The organism is Streptomyces sp. NBC_01244, from assembly GCF_035987325.1.
In the GTDB taxonomy this organism is placed as follows: domain Bacteria; phylum Actinomycetota; class Actinomycetes; order Streptomycetales; family Streptomycetaceae; genus Streptomyces.
In genome coordinates, this window is record NZ_CP108488.1 from 7,178,584 (window position 1) to 7,201,426 (window position 22,843).

Genomic DNA, 22,843 nt, shown 5'->3' on the forward strand with positions numbered 1-22,843 from the left:
GTTGCCGACTTCTGTAGGGTCCGCGGATTCGCGAGCACTGTCGACGGATCATGAGCACTGTCCGAACGATGCCGCCGGTTCGGCGAGCAATGGACCTCGTGACCTGCGGTTTCTTTGGGGCGCTCGACCGCGAAGTCCGTACCCGCTGGGCCTGATTGCTCGTGATCCGCCGATGGACACCGCCTCCAGTAGTGCTCGCCACCGCCGCCACCGCAGGTCAGGAGCTCGCGGCTGCTCACGAAGTCCGCGGACACCTGCAACATTGCGGGGCGTAGGGCGCTAAGTGGGCGCCTTTGGTGCGTGCACTCAGAGGCACAATCCACGGAGTGGCCGATTCTCGCCGATGCCATCGCAGAGTGCACGTATGTTCGGGTCCTGAGCTCTGTAACTGCGGATCTACGTAGACGAGTTGTAGTAACCTCGCAACGCCTTGCGATGTTTGTCAACAAGTCAAGGATCTCGGTCGACCAGCCCTGCCCGCATCTGCTGTCCTACCAGACAGTTCACGTCGGTCTGGTGTCTTGCCCCATCTGGTAGGCGGGGTCGAGCCCCTGCCATTTGCTGGTCGAGGTGGCCAGAGAACGTCGAGCTGCGTCACGACAATCGATCTATGAGAGGCCCGGAAACCATGCTCAACCTGGAACTGCTCAGGTCAGACCCTGAAGGCGTGAAAGCCGGCCTCCTGAAGCGGATGGACTCAGTGGACTTGAGTCCGATCCTGGAGGCGGACCAGTCTCGCCGGGCTCTGGCCATGCGCGTCGAGAAGGCCAGGAGCGAGCTCAAGAAGCAGTCCAAGGCGATCGGGGCCCTCAGGGCATCCGGGGCCGACACTGCGGCGCAGCAGGAGTCGACGGCCGGGCTCGCCGACGAGATTTCGCAGCTACAGGCTGAACTCAATCAGGTGGAGCAGTCCCTGCAGCAGCTGATGATGGAACTGCCCAACATCCCTGATGCGCAGGTTCCCGTCGGCGGCAAGGAGATGAACGAGGTCGTCCACACTTGGGGTGAAGCCCCGGAGCTCGGTCCTGACGCGCTGGACCACGTGGAGCTCTGTACGCGCCTTGGCCTGGTTGACTTCGCGCGCGGCGTGAAACTGGGGGGATCTGGCCACTGGCTGTATCGGGGGCAGGGCGCGGCGCTTGAGTGGGCGCTCCTGGACTACTTCTCGCGGGAGCACTACCAGGCCGGATACGAGTTCATGCTCCCGCCGCACCTCCTGACCGAGGAAAGCGGTTTCGCCGCCGGGCAGTTCCCGAAGTTCTACGACGACGTGTTCCACCTGGTTCCGGACGGCGGAGGGCGCGGATCGTTCCTGCTGCCCACCTCGGAAACCGCGATTCTGAACACCTATCGGGATGAGATCATCCCCGACTCCAGCCTGCCGATGAAGGTGTTCGCCTACACGCCGTGCTACCGCAAGGAATCGGGCGGCTACCGCACGGAAGAGCGCGGTACGATTCGCGGTCACCAGTTCAACAAGGTGGAGATGTTCCAGTTCGTTGCACCCGAGGACGCGGACGCGGCCTTCGAGGAGATGCTCCGCCGGACGGAGTCGCTGGTCGAAAACTTGGGACTTCACTACCGGACCTCACGACTCGCCTCCCGCGACGTCAGCGCAACCATGCGCAAAACGTTCGACGTCGAGATCTGGATTCCCAGCCTGGGGACGTATAAGGAAGTGTCCTCGGTCTCCTGGGCGGGTGACTACCAGGCGCGTCGGGCGAACATCCGCTACCGGCCCAAGGGCGCCAAGGGTACGGCGCTTGTCCACACGCTCAACGCCTCCGGCCTGGCCACCAGTCGCCTGCTGCCCGCGATCGTCGAGCAGAACCAGCAGCCCGACGGCTCCATCGTGGTGCCGAAGCCGCTCCGCCACTGGCTCGGCACGGACGTGATCCGGCCGAAGGCCTGAAAAATATGGCGGTTGAAGCCTAACGGGCTGGTGACCCGATGGCTTGATGCCTCGAGAACGCTGGGTGGTGAGGGGGAATTTCGCTCCTCTCGCCACCCGGAGCCCGGGAGCCGCTCGGAGCTCGGCCGACACGGAGAGGAGTTCTCTCTTGCCCGACAGGTCCATCGTGCAGCTGCTGCACACGCTGGATGCCCACGAAAAACGAGCCCGCAATTCGCTGAATTTCACGCCCAGCGAGAACACCATGTCGCCGCTGGCCCGGGTACCGCTGGTCCTGGACACGTACTCGCGGTATTTCTTCGACCACATGAGCCTGTTCAACGAATGGCTGTTCTTCGGGGGAATCGAAGCAGGTCGGATAGAACTCGACATACTGAAGCCCCTCCTCCAGGAGATGGCCGGCGCGCAGTTCGTCGACGTCCGGCCGATATCGGGCCTCAACTGCATGACGATTGCCATGGCCGCCCTATGCCCCAGGGGCGGGACGATGCTCACCGTTCCGGAGGAGAGCGGCGGCCACATGAGTACGACCCATGTGGCGGAGCGCCTGGGCATCCGGACTCTTCCCATCCCCATGGTGGGGACCCATTACGTGGACCTGGTTGCGCTGGAGGGCCTCCTCGCGCAGTCCCGGCCCGATCTGGTCTATCTCGACCAGTCGAGCCAGCTCTTCCCCGTGGACCCCTACCCGGTGCGGCAGTTGATCGATGCGGTGTCGCCGGGCACCGTGCTCCATTTGGACTCCAGCCACACCAACGGCCTCATCCTTGGCGGGGCGTTGCCGAATCCGCTCCAGCGTGGTGCCCATACGTTCGGCGGGTCCACCCACAAGACGCTCCCGGGGCCGCACAAGGGGTTCCTCGCCACGAACGATGAACGGCTGCGGGACCGGATCGACGCCATCGCCTATCACTACGTCAGCCACCATCACTTGGGCGCAGTGGTGTCCCTGGCCATCACTCTCCTGGAGCTGCGGGACTGCGACGGCGAGGACTACGCCCATCGCGTGATGGTCAACGCCCGCCGCTTCGCATCGGCGCTGTGGGGGCGGGGGATTCCCGTGGCGGAACCCGATCTGGGTTTCACCGCGTGCCATCAGGTGTGGGTCAAGCCGGTTGCCCACACGGATGCCACGAAGACCGCGCGGCTGCTTGAGGAGAATGGGCTCCTCGTCAACAAGCTGACCGGATTGCCTGGTATCCAGGGACCGGCGTTCCGGCTCTCCCTCGCCGAAGCCACCCGGCTCGGTGCGAAGGAAACCGAAGTAGACCATCTCGCCCGGGTGTTCGCGGACCTGCTGTCCGACAACGCGCGGGACCGTAGCGAAGACGTCCTTGAGTTGCGGCAGCGTCTCTGCCGTCCGCGCTACTGCTACGACTACGACGACCTCCAGGCCATGGGTGCGCCCGCGGACCTGCTGCACCTGTTCAGCACCGTGATCGATACGGTGAGGCACCGTTAGGGAGCACACGATGGCGGACCGGCGGCGCCTTCGGATCAGTGACCTCACTGCGATCGCGGTTCCCGCCGAGCCGGCCATCAGTCCCGACGGCCGGCATATTGTGTACGTACTCAGGGCAGCGGACGCCGAGGGCGACCGAGAGCTCCGGTCCCTTTGGTGGGTGACAGTCGGCAGCGGCGCGCCGCGCTCGCTGACGCAGGGGCCGGCGGACTACGCGCCGGCGTGGTCTCCGGACGGCGACCGCGTGGCATTCCTGCGCGGAGACGACGCTAGCCCGGCGCAGGTGTGTCTCATGACCGTCGGCAGCGGCGAGACCGAGCGGCTGACCCAGCTGCCCATGGGCGCTGGACGGCCGGTGTGGAGTCCGGACGGCACACGGCTCGCCTTCACGGCACTGGTCTGTGCGGAGACGAAAGGGTCCGCAGAGGAGGGCCCTGCGAAGGCGGGGCGCACTCATATGCATGTCCTGCACATCGTCACCCGCGAGCTGACCCGATTCACAGAGGGCTTCCGGTCGGCAGGCGAGCCGTCTTGGGCCCCGGACGGCACCCGCCTGGCTTTCCCGGCCATCCGGGATCCGGGAGTGGACCCGACTGGGATCTGCGCAGCCCAAGTCCTCGACGTGACGCGGCCCGGTGCTGCTCCCGTAGGGGTGGGGTCGTCGGCAGGGGTGGCAGAGGCAGTCAGCTGGCATGCGGACGGTTCCAGCCTGCTCGTGCGGGGCCAGGAGGGCCCGGGGCCGGGGCACTCCCGGCTGTGGCGCGTGCCCCTGGACGGCGGTCGGCCCTCGGACCTGGCCCGTCATCTGGACCGCAACGTCATGTCGGCCGCTCTGGGTAGCAGGTACCGACGCGAGGCCGGCGGGCCAGGCGAGTGGGAAGCACTGGTTCTGCTTCGGGACGAAGGGTGTTTCCATCTGTACGGCGTCGGCGTTGACTCGGCCGAGTGGCGCGTGGTGGTCGGCGGGGCTGGCCGCAGCGTATGCGCTGCCACCAATGCGGAGGGCTCGGGCACTCTCGCACTGGTCGTGGCGACTCCTACGTCCTACGGTGAGATCGTCGTGGTCGATCCGGCCGATGGCACCGAGCGGATCCTGACCGCCCACGGTGACATGGCCCTGCCTGGCGTCGCGCTGTACCCACCGGTGGAGCACAGATTTACAGTGCCGGACGGGACGGTCGTCCAGGGCTGGGTCGTACGTGACCCGGTGGCAGCCCGTCCCGGGCCGCTCCTCCTCGATATCCACGGCGGGCCTCACACTGCCTGGAACGGCATCGCCGATGGCGCACGCCTGTACCAGCAGGTTCTGGCCGCACGCGGATGGACCGTGCTCCTCGTCAACCCGCGCGGCAGCGACGGCTACGGGGAGCGCTTCTACTCCCAGGTGGTCGGCGGCTGGGGGCGGGCCGATGCGGGAGACTTGCTGTACGCCGTGGACGAGCTGGTGCGGGACGGAGCCGCGGACCCCGGCCGCCTCGCCGTCGCGGGGTACAGCTACGGCGGATACCAGACATGTTTCATCACCGGTCGCGACCGGCGATTCGCCGCCGCGGTCGCCAGCGCAGCGATCAGCGACCTGGTGAGTTGGACCCGCACTTCGGACATCGGCCCGATGACCGCTGAGCAGGAACTCGGCGGCGCCCCGGAGACCGCGCCCGACCAGTACGCGGCTTCGAATCCGATGTCACATGTGAGCGCCGTCCGCACCCCGACCCTGCTGCTCCACGGGGCCGAGGACATTCGCTGCCCCGCCGACCAGGCCCGTCAATGGTTCGACGCCCTCCGTGCGCAGCACGTACCCACCCGGCTGGTGCTGTACCCCGGCGAGTCGCACACCTTCATCTTCGAGGGGCGCCCGTCCCACCGGATGGACTGGAATCTGCGCATCGTGGACTGGCTCGAGAGGTACGCCGCTTCCCCGGCCCAGCCCTAGCCTGCAGACGCGTCCGTATCGGAGACCTCCTCGGCCTCGCACAGCACTCTGATCAGATTGCGCCCGGCCACTTGCAACATCTCGTCGTCGCTGTACTTCCGGCGGCGGAGCTCTTCGAAGAGCCGCGGATAGCAGGAGACGTCCTCCAGGCCGGCGGGCAGGAACGGCACACCGTCGTAGTCCCCGCCGATCCCCAGGTGCGCGATTCCGGCGACCTCTCTTATGTGATCGATGTGATCCGCGACCTGGGCCACGTTGGCCGGCCTGAACGGGTGGGAGTCCTGCCATGCGGAGATGTGCCGGGCCACTTCCGCGGGCGCGTCCGGGTAAGCGGCACGTAGCCGGGCCTCCTCGGCATTGTGTGCCAGCCATACGTCGGCGATCTCCTGGGAGACGAAGCCGGGAGCGAAGGTCACCATGCACACCCCGCCGTTCGTGCGCAGCTGCGTCAGCACGTCGTCGGGGACGTTGCGGGGATGGTCGCAGAGGGCCCTCGCCGAGGAGTGGCTGAAGATCACGGGAGCGCGGGTCACCCTCAGCGCGTCGCGCATGGTCGACACCGCGACATGTGACAAGTCCACGAGCATGCCGAGGCGGTTCATCTCCCGGACGACACGCTCACCCAGCTCGGACAGCCCGTCGTGTACGGGGGTATCGGTCGCGGAATCGGCCCATGGGGCATTGTTGTTGTGCGTCAGGGTCATGTAGCGGACACCGAGTGCGTACATCATCCTCAGCACGCCCAGGGAACTGCCGATCGAGTGGCCGCCTTCCATGCCGATGAAAGAGGCGATCCGCCCCTCGTCGGTCGTGGTGGTGACATCGGCGGCAGTGAGGGCAAGCCTCAGATGCTGCGGGTACCGCCGCAGCATGGTGTGGCACGCGTCGATCTGCTCCAGCGTCATGGGGACCGCCACTTCGGGCGGGGCCGAAGGGACGTACACGGACCAGAACTGCGCGCCTACGGCTCCGGCACGCAGCCGGGGGAGGTCGGTGTGCAGGGAGGGCACGCGCTCCCTGAGGTCGATGCGGTCGAAGTCGCACGCCACCTGCTCGCGCAGTTCCCACAGCAGATCGTTGTGCCCGTCCAGGAGCGGAGCCGTCCGGAGAAGATCACCAATTTCCCTCATCGCGCCCCTGTCTCCGTCCCGATCAACGCCCGTTCCTTTCCCATGTACGGGTGCAGGCACGCTGGGAGGTGGATCGTGCCATCGTCCTCGCGGCAGTTCTCTATGAGTACGGCCCACAGCCGTGACGCGGCGACCGCCGACGCGTTCAGCGTGTGTACGAAGACATTTCCAGCCGCAGTACGGGTTCTGATCCGGCTTCGCCGGGCCTGGAAGTCGGTGAAGAGGGCCACCGTCGAGACGGGTAGCCAGCGCCGCAGACCCAGCGCATATACGTCCAGCCTGTAGGCGCGGGCGGCGGCGAACGGAAGGCGCCCCGAGCAGACGTCCAGCACCCGGTAGGGCAGCTGCAGCAGCTGTAGCGCCCGTTCCGAATCGGCCAGAAGGGCACGAAAATGCTCCTCGGAGGTCTCGGGTGTGACGATCCGCGAGAGTTCGATCTGATGGTATTCGTGGAGGCGCTGCATTCCTCTCGCGTCGGCCCCCGCGCTCCCGGCCTCCTTTCGGAAGCAGGCGGTGTGCAGCATCGACAGATGAGGCAGATCTGCCTCGGCGAACAGCTCGTCCCGGTGCAGGGCGGTCATGGGCACTTCGCCCGTAGGTACGGCGTACAGGTCGCCGTCGGCCATGCGGTAGACGCCGTCCCCGAACTTGGGTAGATGGCCCGACCCGAACATTGCCTCCTCCCGGACGAACTGCGGAAGGAGCAGCTCCTCGTACGTCGGCCGGTGCAGATCGAGACCGAAGGAAATGAGGGAGCGCAGCAACCGGGCCCCATCGCCCCGCAGGACCGGGAAGCCGGCACCGCTCATCTTCGCGGCCCTGCCGGGGTCCCACCAGTTGAGGGCCGTGGCGGTGTCCCAGTGTTGGTTCGCCCGTCCCGACTGCGAAACTGGTGGTCCGCTCTCGCGCAGCACCACGTTCTGCGCCTCCTCCAGACCGGACGGCGTGCCGGCCGCCGGGAGGTTGGGCAGAGCCAGCATCAAGGAGCGGTACTCTTCTTCGGCGTGCTGGTGAGCCTGCTCCAGCAGGCTGACCCGCTCGCGTTCGCTCTTCAGCTCCGATCGCAGCGCCTCGCTGTCGAGGGCGGCTTCCCGCACAGTGCGCGCTAGCTGTGTACTGCGCTGCCGGGTCTGGCTGCGGGCCTCTTCCAGCCGGCGCAGCGCGTCCCGTGAGCGGGTGAGCGCTGCCACCGTGCGATCGACAGCCGCCGCGTCCACTCCACGTGCGACGAGCCGGCCGGCGACAAGCGCGGGATCCTTGAGCAGCGTTCTGGAGTCGAGCACGTGATGCCTCCGTTGTCCTGCGGAGCGAGCTAGCAGGGGTTGACGGACTGGTCGACGCAGCGCCGACATGTCGGGTTGGTCGTGACGTCGAGTTTCCGCCGGAAGGCCAGTGCGGACGGCGAGTTGATCACTTCCAACAGAGTGCTCCCCTCGGGGCGGCTCTCGTATGCCGGCATGGGGAAGCACGGCCGGAGAGTCCCTTCGTACTCGAGAATCACCGACGTCCAGGGGGCGTTGCATTGGATGGCGCGCTCTTCTTTGCCGCTGAGGCTCCGGTAGTAGGTGAGCAGGAGCTCGTCCAACCGCTCAGGGGTGTCGCTGATGAAACCGGAGGCGAAATCCGCAGCGTGGCCGTTCTTGAGCAGCGTCAAGGAGCGCTCCAGTTCCGGTAGTTCCCCAGGACCGATGACCAGATTCTCGACGTAGTTCTGATCGATGGTCTCGAACCGGCGGAAGGCCTCCTCGTTGTGGATGTCGGTCCCGGAGAAGCTGATACTGCGGACGCCCAGCTCCTTGGCCGCATCGACGGTCGCCGACAGATGGCGGTAGTTCTGGCGGTGTACGGCGCACCTCGCGTCGACGGGAAAGGCGGGAAACGCCTCGTGCAGGGCGGCGATGCCTGACTGGAGCCGGTCGTAAGCGCGGGACACGTTTCGCATCCGGTCGTGAACGGCGCGAGGTCCGTCCAGACTCACCCGCAGGACGTCGCAGTGGGTCGCGACGTCGCGCGCGTGACGGCTCAGCAGCAGTCCGTTGCTGAGAAGTTCGACTCGAATGTGCTGCTTCCTGATCTCGGCGACCACCGGCCAGACGTCCGGGTGCATCAGCGACTCGCCGCACAGGACGACCGTGTCGATCCCCACCTCGCGCCATTCGGGCGCCCACCGAGCGATATCGGCCACGGTGAGGTTCCGGCCGGGCTTCTCCCGCCAGATGTCGCACATACGACAGCGCGCGTTGCAGCCGCTGTTCATCCACAGCATCAGTTTCGAGAGCTTCGACACCATGTCCGCAGTGCGCTCCCGTGTCGTCTCCAGATGCATGTTGTTGCCCTCTCGATGTCGCGGAGTGTCAGCCGTGGTCCGGGGCCAGGCCGGCCCCAAGATGTCGCTGGTACCAGTCCTGAAGCCGCGGGCTGTCACCGTGGATGCCAAGGTTGCCGCCGGTGTGCACGAGTACCACGTGGGCGGCGCGCGGAATGGTTCCTGAGCGCAGTGCGTCTCGAAGACCTCCGAAGGTCTTCACCATGTAGTTGGGATCGAACGGGAGGCGGTAGCGCATCAACAGGGTGCGCATCTCGCCTAGTTCTGCATCGGTGGGGAGGTCATAGCCGTCACCTAGCGGTGCGTCGTGGACGACGACGGACGCTTCCAGGAGCCGTTTGTCGCCGGTGCGGTGGACGGCGTCGTCACGGAGGGCGGCGATGGCGGCACGCACCTGTTCCGGGGACCCACCGATGCACATGCCGTGGACCGTCCAGCGCAGGTCGAGCAGGCGCGCCGCGATACTCAGGCCCAGAGTTGTCGTTCCGGATCCGGCCGGAGCGACGACGTGGGCCCCCTCGGCGCCTTCCGGAGTCAGTGACAGCTGCGCGGCCAGTTCCAGGCCGAGGTCGATGCTGCCCAGGATGCCCGGCCAGGTGTGCAGCCCGGGAGGGATGACGTAGGGAACCCGGCCCTGGGCGGCCTCCTTTGCCGCCGCTTCGGCCAGCAGCTCGTCAATGCGGTCCCACGGGGTGAGTTCGTGCCAGGTCACCCGGTGTGCGAGCAGGAGTGCGAGCAGGTAGCTGCCCTGGGGCCGGGCCGGGCGGCGCTGGCTGTCCCCGCAGTAGACGAGGTGGGAGTCCATGCCCAGTTCGCGGGCCGCAGCGGCGACGGACACACACTGGCCCGACGGCACGCTGCCGCCGGTCACCAGGACGTCCGCGCCGCGCGCGATGGCCTCCCCGGCGACGTAGGCCAGCTTCCTCGCCTTGTGCCCGCCAGCCAGGTCGTCGATGAGGTCTTCACGTTTGAGGCGGACACGAACACCCAAATCCCGAGATATGTCCTCCCGTTCGTCGAGTGGGGTGGGAACCCGGCCAGGCGTGCGCGGAGACGGCAGCCGCAGGTCCGGAAAGACGTCGCCGATCCGCTTGTGACTCATGCCGCTCCCCGGCGGGCCACCACGGAGAACATGTAGGGATGGGCCGCGGTCCCCTCGCTGAACCACAGACCGTCGCGGCAGTCAGTGAGCTCGTCGAAGAGCGGGAACGAGCTGTACGGGTACTCCTCGATGGCTTCAAGCGCGAGCCCCTGGTCCAGCAACGACGTCACGACGCGGGCCACGGTGTGCTGCCAGCGGAACTCGTGATACGCAATGGACGCGTCACGGTCGGCGTAGCTCCCGCGGGTCCAGGTGCCCACGGCCCGGGGCGCCGGGAAGTAGCTCAGCGCACCGGTCATCTTGCCTGGGTGGAGTGCCTCCAGCACCGGATGGAAGTCGACGAGGATCAGTCGGCCCCCGGGTCGCAGGTTCCGACGCACGCCGTCCGCCCACGCATCCAGGTCTTCCAGCCAACACAGCACGCCGTACGTCGTGACCACCAGGTCGAACGGGTCGTCCGGCGTCTTGAGCTGCTGGACGTCGGCGACTTTGAAGTCGGCTGGGATCCCGCATTGCCCGGCGAGGGCTCGGGCGGCAGCAATGGCGGCGGGGGAGAAGTCCATGCCGGTGACGCGGGCGCCGAGCCGCGCCCAGGACAGGGTGTCGAGGCCGAAGTGGCATTGGAGGTGAAGGACGCGCAAACCCGCCACCTCCCCGGCCAGCGCCACCTCGACGGGCTTGAGCGTCGACGCGCCTGCCAAGAAGGCTGGAGTGTCGTAGAAGGGTGCGTCGAGGTGAACCGGCGTCATCAGGTCCCACGCGCGCCGGTTCGCTTCTAGTGGGCTCTCGTCGGCCGCCCGCATCAGGGCGTCTTTTCGAGGAGGTGGCTCCCCATGGCAAGAGCACCGATCTGCGAGGTGTGGAAACAGCCCAGAGCCTCCACGGGACTCTCGATGATGGGCTTGCCGCGGACGTTGAACGACGTGTTGATCAGCACTGGGTGCCCAGTCAGCTTCTCGAAGGCGGTGAGGACCGAGTGGAGGAACGGATCGCGGTCTCGCGGTACGGTCTGCACTCGGGCCGTACCGTCCGCGTGTACGGCGGACGGGATCTTCTCCCGCTCCTCCGTGCGCACCTCGCTCGTGAACAGCATGTATGGATCCTGATGCCCCTCGAAATAGCGTCCGAAGGCCTCCTCGGTCACGATCGGCGCGACAGGGCGGAATCCCTCGCGGCCCTTGAGGGCGTTGAGACGGTCACGCATGCCGGGATCGAGGGGACTCGCGAGCAGACTGCGCATCCCGAGAGCCCTGGGGCCGAATTCCATCCGGCCACGGAACACGGCGCAGATGGTGCCTTCGGAGAGCCGTACCGCAAGCCGCTCGGCCATTGCCTCGGGGTCGAGGGTGAGCGCCGTGTCGCCGGCCTGCGCGATGACCGTCGCCAGTTCGCTGTCATCGTGGTCCGTGCCCAGCGCCATGGACGGATAGCGCAGTTGGGCAGGACCACCACGCCGGATCGAGCTCAGGGCAGCGGCTCCGAGCGCTGTGCCCGCGTCGCTGGCCGCGGGCTGGACGAATATCTCGTCGAAGATGCCTTGTGCGGCCAGCCGACCGTTGGCCACGCAGTTCAAGAATGTTCCGCCGGCCAGACAGAGCCGGCGCAGGCCTGTGGTGCGCGCGAAATGGGTGACGACATGGATCAGCGCCTGTTCCAGGCACAGTTGGGCCGACTTGGCGATGTCCATGTGGACCTGCCCGACGGGCTCGCCGTGGCGCCGTCTCGGCGGCAGGCGCCGCCCGAGTGACTGAAGCGCCTTCAGGTCGACGGTGTACCGGCCGCCCGGCCGCAACTGCACGATCGAGTCGAAGACCTGCGAGAACCGGGGTTCCCCGTATGCCGCCAGCCCCATCACCTTGAACTCGTCGCTGAACGGTTCGAATCCCAGGTGCTCGGTGACCGCTGAATAGAAATGTCCGAGGGAGTTCGGGAGGACTTCCTCCGATATCCTTCTCAGGCTCTTTCCGCGGCCCTCGTATACCGATGTGCAGGCGTTCTCACCGGCTCCGTCGGCAACAATGACCAATGCGTTGTCCCAGCCGGAACAGTGGAATGCAGAGGCGGCGTGGGAGAGATGGTGTCGCCATTCCCGGACGGGTATGCGGCGTATTCCGTCGAGCGGCAACCGGTCGCGGTAGCGGTGGGGAATGTCATATCCGCTACGCAAGGCGTGTGGAAGGTTCGCCAGCATAGCGAAGGCGCTGAGTTCGTCCCTCAATGAGGAAAGTCGTCGTCCCGTAAGGCATCCGTGAAGGCTCCGCATGTGGTCCCAGCGGTGATATGAATAGCCAATCTCCGTGATGTCGGAGGCGGAGCGGCCTGTGTGTGCAAGCGCCTTGTGCATGGCGGCCACCGGAAGATAGGTGCTGAATGGTGTGTACCGGCGCCCGTGTTTGATACCAGTGAAACGCTCGTCCTCGGCGGCGAAGAGAACCTCCCCGTCCTCCACCAAGGCCACCGCGGGGTGTTCGAAATAGCTGTTGATCCCCATGATCAGCATAGGACCTCACTCGGTCGGGTCAGGCCGGCAGGTGCTGTTCCAGCAAGTCGGTGAGGCGCTGCCTCAATTGGGATTCTGTAAACCGGCCTGGGCTGCTCGAAGGCTCCTGAAACGTCGGCGCCGACGTCAGGGTCAGGGCGCTGCTGGCCCGTTCCGGGGAGTGCAGCATGAGTGTGGCCAGGAGCTTGCGGCGATCGGTGACGATGCGGTGCATGAGTGCGCGGGTGAGGACGTAGCTGTCGCCCGCCTGCATGGTTGCGCTCATGGTCTGAACCACCCGCCGCATCCCGACATGGTGATGCTGGTACGTCGAGCCTTCCCCGCGCACGTACGTGTAGGCATGCAACTCGGAGCCGCTCGGATGTTCGCCGTAGTAGTCGGCTCGACACGAGCCGCTCAACAGTAGAGACGCAAAGTCCCACCGGTGATTGTGAATGTTCTCGGTGTGGATGCCGCGGCCGGGCCACCAGATGTGGAGCCGCATGCGCCAACCGCCCGGTGTGGCGGCCAGCAGGATCTTGTCGAATCCGTTGTCGTGTGTGTACGACGATCCGGCCGCCTGCTGCAGAAACTCTGGACTGTCGAGGAGTGATTTGAGGATGGCGGCCAATCGGCCTTCCGTCGTCAGATCCTGGACAGCTTGAACTGCTTCTGCCATCCCCTCTCCGTCACTCCCGTGGAAGTGCTTCTCCAGCCATCCGGATAAATCGCGTATGTCATCAGGGACCATCGTCGAACCCCCCACGTCACCAGCCCCACCCGTCACATCAGCAGCCGTTCCCCCGAATGTGTACCGGTACACGGGCGCGAATAAGCCGCAGCATGGATGCCATATCGGCCACTGGGGGCAGAGGTTGGATACCTTCTCAGCACCCTCTGGGCTTCGTCAACCATACGAGAATGATCGTTTACGGAACGGCGAACGGATTCTTTGGCCAATTTTCGACCTATGCATGCCGTCCCGCATCGGACATTACGTAACACTTGTAGTGTGGCGCTGTTCTGTGCTGAGGTTCATCGGCTGCCCCCTCCTACGCTGCCGTGACCGGATGAGTGGCTAGTCGGACAGACGCCCCAGCAGGGCGCCCTGGCCGGACTGGAGAATGTGCGCGGCCTTCAGCGGGATCCAGAAGCACTCGAAGTGAGTCGGCTCCTGCTCGCCGTCGTGGTCCTCCCGGCTCATCCACCGCTCCGGCGTCGGCTCCGTGAGCTCCAGGTGGAAGACGTGCCGGTGCTGAATCTCGAACCGGTACGGGCTGATGTCGTACTCGGTCTCGCCGAGCTTGCAGACGATCTTGAAGTCCGACAGACCGGTCTCCTCGCGCGCCTCGCGCAGGGCGGCGGCCTCCGGGGTCTCACCGGGGCGGATGCTGCCCGCGGGCACCTGGATGCCGACTTCCTCGTAGGAGTAGTCGGTGTGGCGGAACACCAGCAGGCGCCCGTCACGCACGACGTAGACGAGGACCTTTTCCTTCGTGACCTTCTCCGGCATAGCAACAACCTCCACTTGGTACAGGAGCTGATTAGTGAGCCCGGCCCGGCAGAGGACCGGGGACTACTTATCCCCTGGCCGACCGAGACTGGTCGGTGTCCCGGGGAAGCCCACGAGTCTAGGCCCCCAACTTGCTGTCAAATCAGCGTTATTCAGTCGATGCGCTGGCCTGCAAAGGGCCTCCGCGCTGCCGGGGCTATGGCCCGGCGCCTAGCCCTCGACCGGGTGTGCGATGGCGAGTCCGCTGCCGGTGTACGAACCCTCATCGCCGCCCGATCAGCCACTTCGCCGACATGGCCGGAGAGCAGAGGCCGATCGCGACGGCTGCCCTGATCCGCCCTTCGATCACCCGCACTCCTGGGCAGATCGAACTGCGCCCAGCAGCGCTTGCCCGTCGCCGTCAGATCAGCACCGTGGCGGTCGGCGAGCACGGATACGAGATACAGGCCGCGCCCGGACTCGGAACTACCGCTCAAGGGCTCCGGCTGCGGCAGCACCTTCGTAGCGTCATGCACCTCGATCACAAGCACAGGCCCCTCCTGGCAGACGCTGACGGTGACCAGCCCCGACGCGGTGTGGCGCACGGCGTTGGTAATCAGCTCACCAGCCGCCAGCTCAATTCCGTCCAGTGCCTCCTCGTCGAGCCGTATGCCCAAAGAACGGATGCCGGCGACGACGTGGTGTCGTGCCTGCTGGGCGGCGGCTGCCGTACGGGCGACGGTGAACACGAGCTGGTGGTGCGCTGCCATGAGCGGGCCTCCTGGGCTGCCTGACTTTGCGTAACCACGGCGGAGACTCGGCCTCACAGGGGCGCTGTCTTGCCGGGGCGAAGACGAAGTGTTCCCGGCGGCTCCCGCCTGAACGAGGCCCTGAGCAACGCCGAACGCCGTCCTTTCGTGCCTAACCGATGTCTATTCGCTGTCCACCTGGAATTTCTGGACAACAGATCTGCGATCGGCGGCTGTTGATGTCTAGCGTGGAGACCGGACAAGGACCCCGGCACGAGGGAGCGGCTGTGGAGCCATCAGGACCGACCCTCTTCCAGACCCTGATCAACCAGCGGGGCTGGCAGGACTACCAGGTCTTCAAGCGGCGCTACGAGCAGGCGGCCAAGCAGTTAGCCGAGCTGGAGGGGCCGCCATCGATCGCGACCGCGACGATCGAGAAGCGGCAGTTCTTCCGGTACGCCCACGGCGAGGTCCGGACCCCGCAGACCGTCGCCCGCCGCGTCCTGGAGTTCATGTTCCCGGGCATCCCGGCCGCTCGACTCCTCGAGCCTGCGGAGCCCAGGCCAGGGGCCGCGTCACACCACCCAGCGGCTGACGACCGCAATGCAGTGGATCCATCCGAGTACGGCCTTGAAGACGTGGTCATGGCGGCGGCGAATGAGTCGGCGCAATTCGCGGCCAGGGCAGAGAGCAGCAACGTGGGACCGCACACGCTGGAGCAGCTGGAAGCTGACATCCGCCGCCTCGTCATTACGTACCCCAACCGGCCCGTCGGGCCCCTGTTCCGCGAGGTACGTGCCCTGCGCGACCGCGCCTTCGAACTCCTCGAAGGACGTCAGCCACCGCGGTACACCAGCGACCTCTACGTAGGTGCCGGCGTCCTGTGCGGCGTACTCGCGAATGCCAGCTTCGACCTGGGCCGCTACGATGCCGCCGAAACACAGGCACGCACCGCCTTCCTATTCGGCGAGCTCGCCGGCCACAACGGACTGCGCTCCTGGGTACGCGGACTCCAGGCACTCATCGCTTACTGGGATGGCCGCCCCGTAGACGCCGTACGCCTCGCCGACTCGGGAAGCGCGTTCACCCCCGAATCCGGCACGGCGCAGATCCGGCTGGAGAGCATCAAGGCACGCGCCTACGGCCAGCTCAACCGGGGCAGCGACGCCCTGGCGGCCCTCAGCGCCGCCGACCACCTGCGAGAGCGTCTCGTCGAAGGGGACGAACTGCCCGGCGGAATGATGGCCTTCCCCGTTGAGAAACAGCTGTTCTACTCCAGCAGCACGCACCTCTGGCTGGCAGGCACCCAACACCTCAGCGATGCCGAGGCTCGCGCCGACGAAGCGGTGGAGATGTTCCAGTCCGCACCGCCGGAGCAGCAGAGACTCGGCGAGATGTCCCTGGCCCGTATGGACCTTGCGATGGCTCGGCTGGGCCGAGGGGACATCGACGGGGCCGCGACGCAGATCCACGCTGTCCTCGGGGTCAGTGCCCGGCGCCGCACCGAGAGCGTCGATCGCCGGCTCGGCCACTTCAGCCGTCAGCTCGCGCTGCACCCTGGGGCCGGATCACCTGCCGCGATCGGCCTTCGTGAGGTGATCATTGCTCATCAGGAACGCATGCCCGCTCAGCTCCCGCCAGGAGGCAGCCAGTGACGACCGTGACCCTCTTGCACCCCGGCGCCATGGGCGCGGCCGTCGCCGCCCAGGCCGTCGCCGCAGGCCACGAGGTGCTGTGGGTGCCGGAAGGCCGTAGCGAGGCCACCCACCGGCGCGCGATGGAAGCCGGCGCCACCGCATGTGACTCGCTCGGCGAGGCGCTGGAACGCAGCGAGATCGTCCTGTCGATCTGTCCGCCGCAGGCCGCCGAGGACGTGGCGACCACGGTCGCCGACCACGCCTTCGCCGGCGTGTACGTGGACGCCAACGCGATCAACCCCCAGCGCATGCAACGAATCGCGGAGGAGATCAGGCCGGGTGCCATAGTCCTCGACGGTGCGATCTTCGGCCCACCGCCCGGTGGCCAGCGGGCTGCTCGCCTCTACCTCGCCGGCGAAGCCCAGGCCGTGGACACGGTGGAGCCCGTGTTCAAGGACACCGCGTTGCACGTCCGCCGCGCGAGCGGCAGCGTCGGCTCCGCCTCCGCGCTGAAGATGGCGTTCGCCAGCTACCAGAAGGCCGCCCGAACCCTCGCCGGCGTGGCCCACGCGCTGGCCGACGCTCATGGCGTCGGCGACGAGCTCACGGCCGAGGCGCAGGTGATGGCGTCCAACATTCTCTCCGACCCTGGATACCTGCCCAGTGTGGCCGCACGCGCCTGGCGCTGGGCTCCGGAGATGGAGGACATCGCCGAGACGCTCCGCGCCGCCGGGTTGCCTGTGGATATGGCCGAGGCGGTGGTCAAGGTGATGTCCCGCTGGGAAGGGGACAAGGACCAGTACGACCTGGAGCTGGCCGACGTCCTTGCCCACCTGCGTAGTCAGGGTGACTAAGCGGCGGCCCCTGCTACTGGGGGTGCCGGGATTTGTCCAAGGCGGAGGCAACGATCCGTGACAGAGCCGAGCAGTTGGACGTCGGCGAAGTGAACGCAGAGCGGTCGGAGGTGGGTGGTCTGACCGATGTTGTCCGGGGTGCCGTTGAGGCTGGTGAACGTGGCGGTGGTCAGGACGCGCGGATCTGGGTGTCGAGCACGGCCTTGATGGCCTCGACATTGCTTGCGGCGAAGTGGGCCAGCTCCGGAGGCATCAGGTTGAGCTGTCGGATCGCCTCCGCCGTGAACGACACGCGGACGACTTCGTAGCCGCCCCGCTCAGGCTTGTCGAACTCGGTGCCCGTACGCGACTCGACGTCCATCTGTTCTAGGCGCGCGGCGAAGATGTGCTGGACACCCAGGCCAGCGTCCAGCCTGTCGGTGATCAGATGCACGAGCTCTGCCTTGCACAGTTTGCCTCCGAGCTCCTCGAACACCTCGCGGTGTAGCGCGTCTTCGATGCTCGCGTCCTCGGCCTCGACGCCGCCTCCGACCGTCACCCAGTACGGGTCCCGGTGAGCCTTGGTGCGCTTGATCAGCACGAGCTCGTCGCCGTCCAGCAAGATGGCCCTGGCACTGCGCTTGGTGATCGTCATCTTCCGGGCCCTCCTGGGTTCTTCAACGGTCGGTCAAGCTCCCGGGGGACCGGGTGGCGGACATTGCGGGCCCCTACGGGGCCGACAACATGGTGGGGCGGTTCATTCGTCGGGCGTCGCCGGAGATCTCCGCCGCTGTGGAGCGGTTGGAGGCGGCCCTGGTGGGTTAGCCGAGGTAGGGGTATGTGTCGGCGAGGTAGTCGCCGATCTGCTGGCGCATGCTGGGGTGGATGTCGTACTGGTCGAGGTCGGCGGGCTGGATGAAGCGGACGCCGTCGGCCTCGTCGTTGATGGTGGGCTCGCCGCCGACCGGGCGGCCGATGTAGGTGTTCTCGTACTGCTGCCTGATCTCGCCGTCGGTGTAGGCGACGATGTGGCGGGGGTTCGTGTACACCCCGAGGAAGCCGGTGATCTCGGCGACGATGCCGGTCTCCTCCAGGCATTCGCGTACCGCGCACTGGGCGGCCGTCTCGCCGATGTCCTGGGCGCCTCCGGGCAGGGCCCACTGGCCGGTGTCGCGGCGGCGCTGGAGGAGGATGGCGCCGTTGCCGTCGACGACGAGGAGGTTGCTGGCGGGGATGAGGGTGTTGGCCTTCGGCGCGGCGGGGTCGTTGTAATACTCGGTCCTGCCCATGTGAAGCGGGCCCCTCCTGTCGGTATTTCAGGCTGCGGCTCTCCGGGGTGGGTGCCGGTTTTGAGCCTTGGCGTGTATCGATCGATGGCGCTGGTCCCGCTGAGGTGATGAACTTGTTGTTCAGCCTCCGAGCAGGGTCTCAATCGTGCTCGCAGACGCCGCGCACCGGAACCCCATGTCGTCGTCGAGCATCTCCGTGGAGGCGTCGTTGAAGACCGAAGGGACGGTGCGTGGGAAGGTCCAAGCGCCGGCCTTCAGCTCATAGAGGCCCGGCTCGGACCGGGTGGAACACCACTCCCGCAGAGCGTCGCAGTGACAACGGTCCCCTGTTCACTCTCCTGGGTGCCTTGGACGAGTAGCCAGTGCCCTATCAGATGCGCTGAGCTGCAACAAGCACTGCTGTCTCGGCGAAGAAGAAGCACCCAGCGGCTGCGGCCTGTTGAACTGCGGTGTACCACTCGTCGATCTCGTCCGGCCCCACCGTGCCGTGTCCTCGCCTAGCGGTCGACCGCAATGCTCCACGGATATCACCGACCCGGCGAGCGGCATGGCCGGACAGTTCAGTTGAGGAGGTCACAACGGTCTCTACATGAGTGCGGGCAAGCGGTGATGCCTGGACCAAACCGGGCAGCTTGCGCCCGATCCTCCCATCCGAGCTATCCATCCATGAGGGCGCGTCATCGGCGAAGGCATGGCCGATCTTGCGGTCCAGGTCGACGGGAGCACCGGCGATCACGAGCGAGTCGAAGTCGGAATGGGACAGCACCGCACGACCACCCGGCCGCAGCACCCGCCACACCTCGTTCAGGAGCTGAGCCGGGTCAGGCAGGCACTCGAGAAGGTTGGACGAGACGACCGCGTCTACGCTGCCGTCCGCGAGAGGGAGCTTCTCGCGCAGATCCACGGAGCCCAACTCCACTGTGCCAGCGTGGCTCTGTAGGCGCTCGCGAGCCGTGGCAAGAGCCTGCTCGGACCGGTCGAAGCCCGTGAGGTGCGCCTGCGGAAAGCGCCTCGCGAAGGCGGCCAAAGCCGGGCCAGTGCCACAGCCTAAGTCGACCACTCGGCCCTGCTCCGGAAGCTCAGCGAGGTCTATAAACCGGTCGTGCAGCGTCTCATTGGTCATCAGCACGCAAGCCCCTCCTTCTCGTACGACACGCAAGTGCATGTACGCGCCAGGTGCTGCACACCATAGGGCGCAGCGATGTTCCGCGGCTCCGGGATATTGGCTGGCCGTGACGTCGTTCAGTGGCTCCGGCGCGTTGGCTCCAAACGGCCCCGGTGGTGAAGATCCTTTGTCATCGGGGCGTCTTGAAGTGGCCCCGGGAATTGGCGTGTGTAGGGACCACTCGATGAACTTCCTTGGTCTCAGGCTGAAGACTGTGTCCCGCCTGGAGAGCGATGGTCGTCAGCGTTGCCTGGTGTCGAGGGCAGCGAGGCCGCGACGGACGGCAGCAGCCGTCTTGTCAAGCTGGTCTCGCTCCTGCACGCGCCAGTCAGCATCAATGCGAAATGGGTCACCTGTGAAGCGGGGGAAGACATGCAGGTGAACGTGGAAAACTTCCTGGAAGGCTGCTTCGCCGTCCGCAAGGAACAAGTTGACGCCCTCACATCGCAAGCCTGATCGACGCAGTGCGCGTCCGAGCTGATGCGCCACTTTCCAGACCTGGACGCCGACGTCCTCCTGAAGATCCTCCAATCCCACAGCGTGCGCCTTGGGGATGACCAGCAAGTGGCCTGGGGTGACGGGCTGGAGATCCATGAAAGCGATCACCGATTCATCTTCGTGGACGATGCTGGCGTCCGCCTGACCTCTCGCTATTGCACAAAAGATGCATCCGTCGTCCGTCACAGCCTGCCCCCTCAAGGCCCGAGTAGCTCGTGCCGCTCACAACATCAGAAGCGGCACACAGGCGCGAGCGAATTTCACCCGGCGTCTGGCACAGCACCGCCCCTGCCGGAGACCACGGGAACCGTCTCACCCCAATATTGGCGCTGGCGCCGAGATCTGTCCTGGGCGCTGGTGTACAGGTGCCACCGGATTCTCTGCCCCGGGTCCGGCCCTGCAGCAGCCGGTATTCGGGTGCAGGACATTTGGCCGGGCCCTACCCTCGCAAGGCATGACGAGCATCGACGAGCGGATCAGCGACTTCTACACGGAGTACGACGAGGCGTCCCGGCTGCACGCCACCGCGACGGGCCGCCTGGAGTTCGAGCGGACCCGGGAGCTGCTGCGCCGACGCTTACCTCCGGCGCCGGCCCGTGTGCTGGACGTGGGCGGCGGCCCGGGGACGCACGCCCGATGGCTATCCGAGGACGGCTACGAGGTGCTGCTCGTGGACCCCGTGCCGAAGCACGTGGAACAGGCCCGCGCGCACGCGCCGGGGTGTTCGGCCGAGCTCGGGGACGCCCGCGACCTGGCCCTCCCGTCCCACAGCTTCGACGCGGTCCTTCTCTTGGGCCCGCTGTACCACCTGGCGGACCGCGCGGACCGGCTCAGGGCCCTCCGGGAGGCTCGCCGGGTCGCGGCACCGGGTGGTCTGGTGGCAACCGCAGGGATCTCCCGCTACTCCTTGATGCAGGACTACACCGTCAGCGCGGGCTTGTCCCCGGAGCTGCTGGCCGGTGAGGTCACGCAGGTGGTCCGTACCGGCTCCTACGACGGCAGCAGGGGGTTCACGGTGGTGCACTTCCACACCGCAGCCGAGCTTGCCCAGGAGGCTGGCGAGGCGGGGCTCAGCGGTGTGAGTGTGCACGGGATCGAGGGCCCGGGGTGGGCGTACGTAGTCGCGGCCGGCCGCTTCGCGGACCAGGAGGTGGCGGGAGCGCTCCTCGCGGACGCGATCGCGACGGCCCGCCTCGCAGACGAGCACGGAGTGTTCACCGACGCCTCGGCGCACATCCTCGTGGTCGGCACAGCATGAGCTGCCTCGTTCCGAGTCGGACGGTGAACATCACTACGCCGCGGAGGCAACACCGCCGTCCCCCTGGCCCATTCCGTGAACTTCAGGCTGGGGAATGAGTGACCGTCGACAGCAGCCTGCCGCCGCCCGCAAAGCAGCGACAGAGCCAACTTCTGTGGTGCGGTCATGCTGTGTGACTGGCCGTCATGGCGTTGGCAAGCTGTGTGACAGGGTCGTAGGTGATCCGGTGCCGGGACTGCTGCGTCGGCCAGGTAGAGAGACTGTCGTCTGACCAGCGCGGAACCACGTGGAAGTGCAGGTGGGGTACTGACTGCTCCGAGTCGGGGCCGCTGGCGCTGAGGACGTTCACGCCTCCGGCGTTCAATGCGGTCCGCATCTTCCCGGCAAGGCGCTGGACCAGCCCCATGGTGTGGGCCAGGACCTCCGGCGGAGTATCGAAGATGTCCGCGTAGTGGGATGTGGGAATCACCAGGGTGTGCCCGGGCGCGAGTGGGTTCAGTGGAGCGAACGCTGTGGCCACGGGACCGCGGATCACCCACCGGGCCGAGTCCTCACGGATCAGGCAGCAGAAGATGCAGTCCATGGAGTCTGACCCTGTCAGAGGTGGGACGGCGCCCGCCAGCCGATTTGTGATCAGTCCGGGCTCCCGGAAACTACTCCGGGAGCCCGGACTGATTCATGAAGCGATCGTGCGGCATGTCGGTCGCCGGGACGGGAGCTCTTCCTCCACCGCAGCAGCCTGCTGTCCTGACTCGTCGGCGGTCATGCGCCACGCCGCAGACCCCGCCGGATTGCTTCCTCCACCGGCGAGTAGTCGCCGGCTTCACGTGTGAGCCGATACGGCTCGGCCGGGTAGAGCGGTGGCTGCGCCATGAATCGCGGGGTCGTACCTCGGTGCGGCTGCGCCGCGTGGACCAGGAACGGATGGCATAGGTAGACGTCCCCCGCGCATCCTGTTGCGAGTGCCTGGGGGAGCTCTGCCGTCGCCTCGAACAAGTCCGTGGCGCCGAGTTGGTCGGAAGACAACCCCGCCTCGCCGACGGCCTCAAGGCGAGAGGGCACGGCCAGATGTGATCCCACGCGGATCCGCGTCGGAGCATCGTCTTCCGCGACGTCGGAGAACAGGAACAGCATGAGCAGAGCGCGACCATGAGAGCGGACGTTCACGTACGTCTGCCCCTCGCGAGAGAAGCTCCCCTCGATATGCCAGCCGGCGTCCCCAGGGTCGCGGGGGTGGGGAAACCTGACGGGGATGGTGCCGATGCTGGTACGCGGCTCCCACCTGCCGGGCCCGGCCAACTGGTCGAAGGCGGCCAGCAGCGCGGGCGTGTTGGCTGCTTGCAGGAAGGGCTTCTGTGCGTAGCTGCCCAGTCGGATGACGGGCTCAGTCCATGTAGACGGGTCGTTTGGGTCGCAGCCTGTGTCCGGCCAGAGGATGGCCCGGCATTCTTCGGCCACCGAGGAAGGGAAGGCGCCCTCTACGTGGATGAAGCCCTCTTCAAGAAACCTGTCGATTTGCGCGGTCGGTAACATATTGGACATCTTTGTTCTATCTCTCTTGGGGCAGTGTCGTCTGGT

21 protein-coding genes are annotated in these 22,843 nt (G+C 66.6%); 6 read left to right on the forward strand and 15 right to left on the reverse strand.

The annotated features are described in order from the left end of the window. Positions 1-628: 628 nt before the first annotated feature. The 3 genes from serS (OG247_RS32320) to OG247_RS32330 all read left to right on the forward strand — a co-directional run bounded on the left by serS (OG247_RS32320) (position 629) and on the right by OG247_RS32330 (position 5,307). Positions 629-1,912: a serine--tRNA ligase gene (serS, locus tag OG247_RS32320; RefSeq protein ID WP_327255495.1), complete on the forward strand. Its 1,284-nt coding sequence runs from the start codon at positions 629-631 to the stop codon at positions 1,910-1,912. Between the two features lie 148 nt (positions 1,913-2,060). After that, complete coding sequence (locus OG247_RS32325; RefSeq protein WP_327255496.1) at positions 2,061-3,374, forward strand: hypothetical protein; 1,314 nt, start codon at positions 2,061-2,063, stop codon at positions 3,372-3,374. A gap of 1,027 nt (positions 3,375-4,401) precedes the next feature. Further along, on the forward strand, positions 4,402-5,307 hold the full coding sequence (locus OG247_RS32330; RefSeq protein ID WP_327255497.1) for an alpha/beta hydrolase family protein: 906 nt from the start codon (positions 4,402-4,404) through the stop codon (positions 5,305-5,307). Here the strand turns inward: OG247_RS32330 and OG247_RS32335 are convergent. The 9 genes from OG247_RS32335 to OG247_RS32375 all read right to left on the reverse strand — a co-directional run bounded on the left by OG247_RS32335 (position 5,304) and on the right by OG247_RS32375 (position 14,606). Beyond that, positions 5,304-6,437: a dipeptidase gene (locus tag OG247_RS32335; RefSeq protein WP_327255498.1), complete on the reverse strand. Its 1,134-nt coding sequence runs from the start codon at positions 6,435-6,437 to the stop codon at positions 5,304-5,306. The genes OG247_RS32330 and OG247_RS32335 overlap by 4 nt on opposite strands. Next, positions 6,434-7,789 carry a serine--tRNA ligase gene (gene serS / locus OG247_RS32340; protein WP_327255499.1) on the reverse strand — a complete coding sequence of 452 codons (1,356 nt, stop codon included), beginning with the start codon at positions 7,787-7,789 and terminating at the stop codon, positions 6,434-6,436. Before serS (OG247_RS32340) ends, OG247_RS32335 begins: the two co-directional genes overlap by 4 nt. Beyond that, positions 7,750-8,763 carry a radical SAM protein gene (locus OG247_RS32345; protein ID WP_327255500.1) on the reverse strand — a complete coding sequence of 338 codons (1,014 nt, stop codon included), beginning with the start codon at positions 8,761-8,763 and terminating at the stop codon, positions 7,750-7,752. The genes serS (OG247_RS32340) and OG247_RS32345 overlap by 40 nt, the downstream gene beginning before the upstream one ends. Positions 8,764-8,791: 28 nt before the next feature. Beyond that, complete coding sequence (locus OG247_RS32350) at positions 8,792-9,865, reverse strand: 1-aminocyclopropane-1-carboxylate deaminase/D-cysteine desulfhydrase (RefSeq protein ID WP_327255501.1); 1,074 nt, start codon at positions 9,863-9,865, stop codon at positions 8,792-8,794. Further along, positions 9,862-10,668 carry a class I SAM-dependent methyltransferase gene (locus OG247_RS32355; protein WP_327255502.1) on the reverse strand — a complete coding sequence of 269 codons (807 nt, stop codon included), beginning with the start codon at positions 10,666-10,668 and terminating at the stop codon, positions 9,862-9,864. The genes OG247_RS32350 and OG247_RS32355 overlap by 4 nt, the downstream gene beginning before the upstream one ends. Beyond that, entirely contained in the window at positions 10,668-12,365 is a 1,698-nt protein-coding gene (locus OG247_RS32360) for a carbamoyltransferase family protein (protein ID WP_327255503.1), read from the reverse strand. The genes OG247_RS32355 and OG247_RS32360 overlap by 1 nt, the downstream gene beginning before the upstream one ends. 19 nt (positions 12,366-12,384) lie before the next feature. Beyond that, positions 12,385-13,023, reverse strand: coding sequence for a hypothetical protein (locus tag OG247_RS32365; protein ID WP_327255504.1), 639 nt, complete (start codon positions 13,021-13,023; stop codon positions 12,385-12,387). 399 nt (positions 13,024-13,422) lie between these two features. Next, positions 13,423-13,857 (reverse strand): NUDIX hydrolase, encoded by a 435-nt coding sequence (locus OG247_RS32370; protein WP_327255505.1) that lies wholly within the window; start codon positions 13,855-13,857, stop codon positions 13,423-13,425. Positions 13,858-14,009: 152 nt separating this feature from the next. Continuing rightward, a complete protein-coding gene (locus OG247_RS32375; protein ID WP_327255506.1) occupies positions 14,010-14,606 on the reverse strand; it encodes an ATP-binding protein in 597 nt (198 codons plus the stop codon). 266 nt (positions 14,607-14,872) lie between these two features. Here OG247_RS32375 and OG247_RS32380 point away from each other — a divergent pair, with 266 nt between their 5' ends. After that, positions 14,873-16,240: a hypothetical protein gene (locus OG247_RS32380; RefSeq protein ID WP_327255507.1), complete on the forward strand. Its 1,368-nt coding sequence runs from the start codon at positions 14,873-14,875 to the stop codon at positions 16,238-16,240. Then, positions 16,237-17,076, forward strand: a complete 840-nt coding sequence (locus tag OG247_RS32385; RefSeq protein WP_327255508.1) for a DUF1932 domain-containing protein — start codon at positions 16,237-16,239, stop codon at positions 17,074-17,076. Before OG247_RS32380 ends, OG247_RS32385 begins: the two co-directional genes overlap by 4 nt. A gap of 169 nt (positions 17,077-17,245) precedes the next feature. Here the strand turns inward: OG247_RS32385 and OG247_RS32390 are convergent, their stop codons facing one another. The 4 genes from OG247_RS32390 to OG247_RS32410 form a co-directional block, all read right to left on the reverse strand. Next, positions 17,246-17,710 (reverse strand): NUDIX hydrolase, encoded by a 465-nt coding sequence (locus tag OG247_RS32390; protein WP_327255509.1) that lies wholly within the window; start codon positions 17,708-17,710, stop codon positions 17,246-17,248. Between the two features lie 166 nt (positions 17,711-17,876). Continuing rightward, complete coding sequence (locus tag OG247_RS32400) at positions 17,877-18,344, reverse strand: NUDIX hydrolase (RefSeq protein ID WP_327255510.1); 468 nt, start codon at positions 18,342-18,344, stop codon at positions 17,877-17,879. 370 nt (positions 18,345-18,714) lie between these two features. Then, the gene (locus tag OG247_RS32405) at positions 18,715-19,467 is read right to left on the reverse strand and encodes a methyltransferase domain-containing protein (RefSeq protein WP_327257717.1); all 753 of its coding nucleotides are present in this window, start codon (positions 19,465-19,467) and stop codon (positions 18,715-18,717) included. Positions 19,468-19,749: 282 nt separating this feature from the next. Next, entirely contained in the window at positions 19,750-20,193 is a 444-nt protein-coding gene (locus OG247_RS32410) for an HIT family protein (protein WP_327255511.1), read from the reverse strand. A gap of 268 nt (positions 20,194-20,461) precedes the next feature. Here OG247_RS32410 and OG247_RS32415 point away from each other — a divergent pair, with 268 nt between their 5' ends. Beyond that, entirely contained in the window at positions 20,462-21,265 is an 804-nt protein-coding gene (locus tag OG247_RS32415) for a methyltransferase domain-containing protein (protein ID WP_327255512.1), read from the forward strand. A 163-nt stretch (positions 21,266-21,428) separates the two neighbouring features. On the opposite strand, the gene OG247_RS32420 is transcribed toward OG247_RS32415, so the two are convergent. Both OG247_RS32420 and OG247_RS32425 read right to left on the reverse strand, forming a co-directional pair. Continuing rightward, on the reverse strand, positions 21,429-21,848 hold the full coding sequence (locus tag OG247_RS32420; RefSeq protein ID WP_327255513.1) for an HIT family protein: 420 nt from the start codon (positions 21,846-21,848) through the stop codon (positions 21,429-21,431). Between the two features lie 179 nt (positions 21,849-22,027). Next, positions 22,028-22,807, reverse strand: coding sequence for a phytanoyl-CoA dioxygenase family protein (locus OG247_RS32425; protein ID WP_327255514.1), 780 nt, complete (start codon positions 22,805-22,807; stop codon positions 22,028-22,030). Between the last annotated feature and the right edge of the window lie 36 nt (positions 22,808-22,843).

Bases quoted from the DNA above. Each gene is read 5' to 3' on its own strand.
- OG247_RS32350 (WP_327255501.1), bottom strand. From the start codon at position 9,865: ATGAGTCACAAGCGGATCGGCGACGTCTTTCCGGACCTGCGGCTGCCG.
- serS (WP_327255495.1), top strand. From the start codon at position 629: ATGCTCAACCTGGAACTGCTCAGGTCAGACCCTGAAGGCGTGAAAGCC.
- OG247_RS32405 (WP_327257717.1), bottom strand. From the start codon at position 19,467: ATGACCAATGAGACGCTGCACGACCGGTTTATAGACCTCGCTGAGCTT.
- OG247_RS32375 (WP_327255506.1), bottom strand. From the start codon at position 14,606: ATGGCAGCGCACCACCAGCTCGTGTTCACCGTCGCCCGTACGGCAGCC.
- OG247_RS32360 (WP_327255503.1), bottom strand. From the start codon at position 12,365: ATGCTGATCATGGGGATCAACAGCTATTTCGAACACCCCGCGGTGGCC.
- OG247_RS32355 (WP_327255502.1), bottom strand. From the start codon at position 10,668: ATGCGGGCGGCCGACGAGAGCCCACTAGAAGCGAACCGGCGCGCGTGG.
- OG247_RS32390 (WP_327255509.1), bottom strand. From the start codon at position 17,710: ATGACGATCACCAAGCGCAGTGCCAGGGCCATCTTGCTGGACGGCGAC.
- serS (WP_327255499.1), bottom strand. From the start codon at position 7,789: ATGTCGGCGCTGCGTCGACCAGTCCGTCAACCCCTGCTAGCTCGCTCC.
- OG247_RS32370 (WP_327255505.1), bottom strand. From the start codon at position 13,857: ATGCCGGAGAAGGTCACGAAGGAAAAGGTCCTCGTCTACGTCGTGCGT.
- OG247_RS32425 (WP_327255514.1), bottom strand. From the start codon at position 22,807: ATGTCCAATATGTTACCGACCGCGCAAATCGACAGGTTTCTTGAAGAG.
- OG247_RS32345 (WP_327255500.1), bottom strand. From the start codon at position 8,763: ATGCATCTGGAGACGACACGGGAGCGCACTGCGGACATGGTGTCGAAG.
- OG247_RS32335 (WP_327255498.1), bottom strand. From the start codon at position 6,437: ATGAGGGAAATTGGTGATCTTCTCCGGACGGCTCCGCTCCTGGACGGG.
- OG247_RS32365 (WP_327255504.1), bottom strand. From the start codon at position 13,023: ATGGCAGAAGCAGTTCAAGCTGTCCAGGATCTGACGACGGAAGGCCGA.
- OG247_RS32415 (WP_327255512.1), top strand. From the start codon at position 20,462: ATGACGAGCATCGACGAGCGGATCAGCGACTTCTACACGGAGTACGAC.
- OG247_RS32420 (WP_327255513.1), bottom strand. From the start codon at position 21,848: ATGGACTGCATCTTCTGCTGCCTGATCCGTGAGGACTCGGCCCGGTGG.
- OG247_RS32400 (WP_327255510.1), bottom strand. From the start codon at position 18,344: ATGGGCAGGACCGAGTATTACAACGACCCCGCCGCGCCGAAGGCCAAC.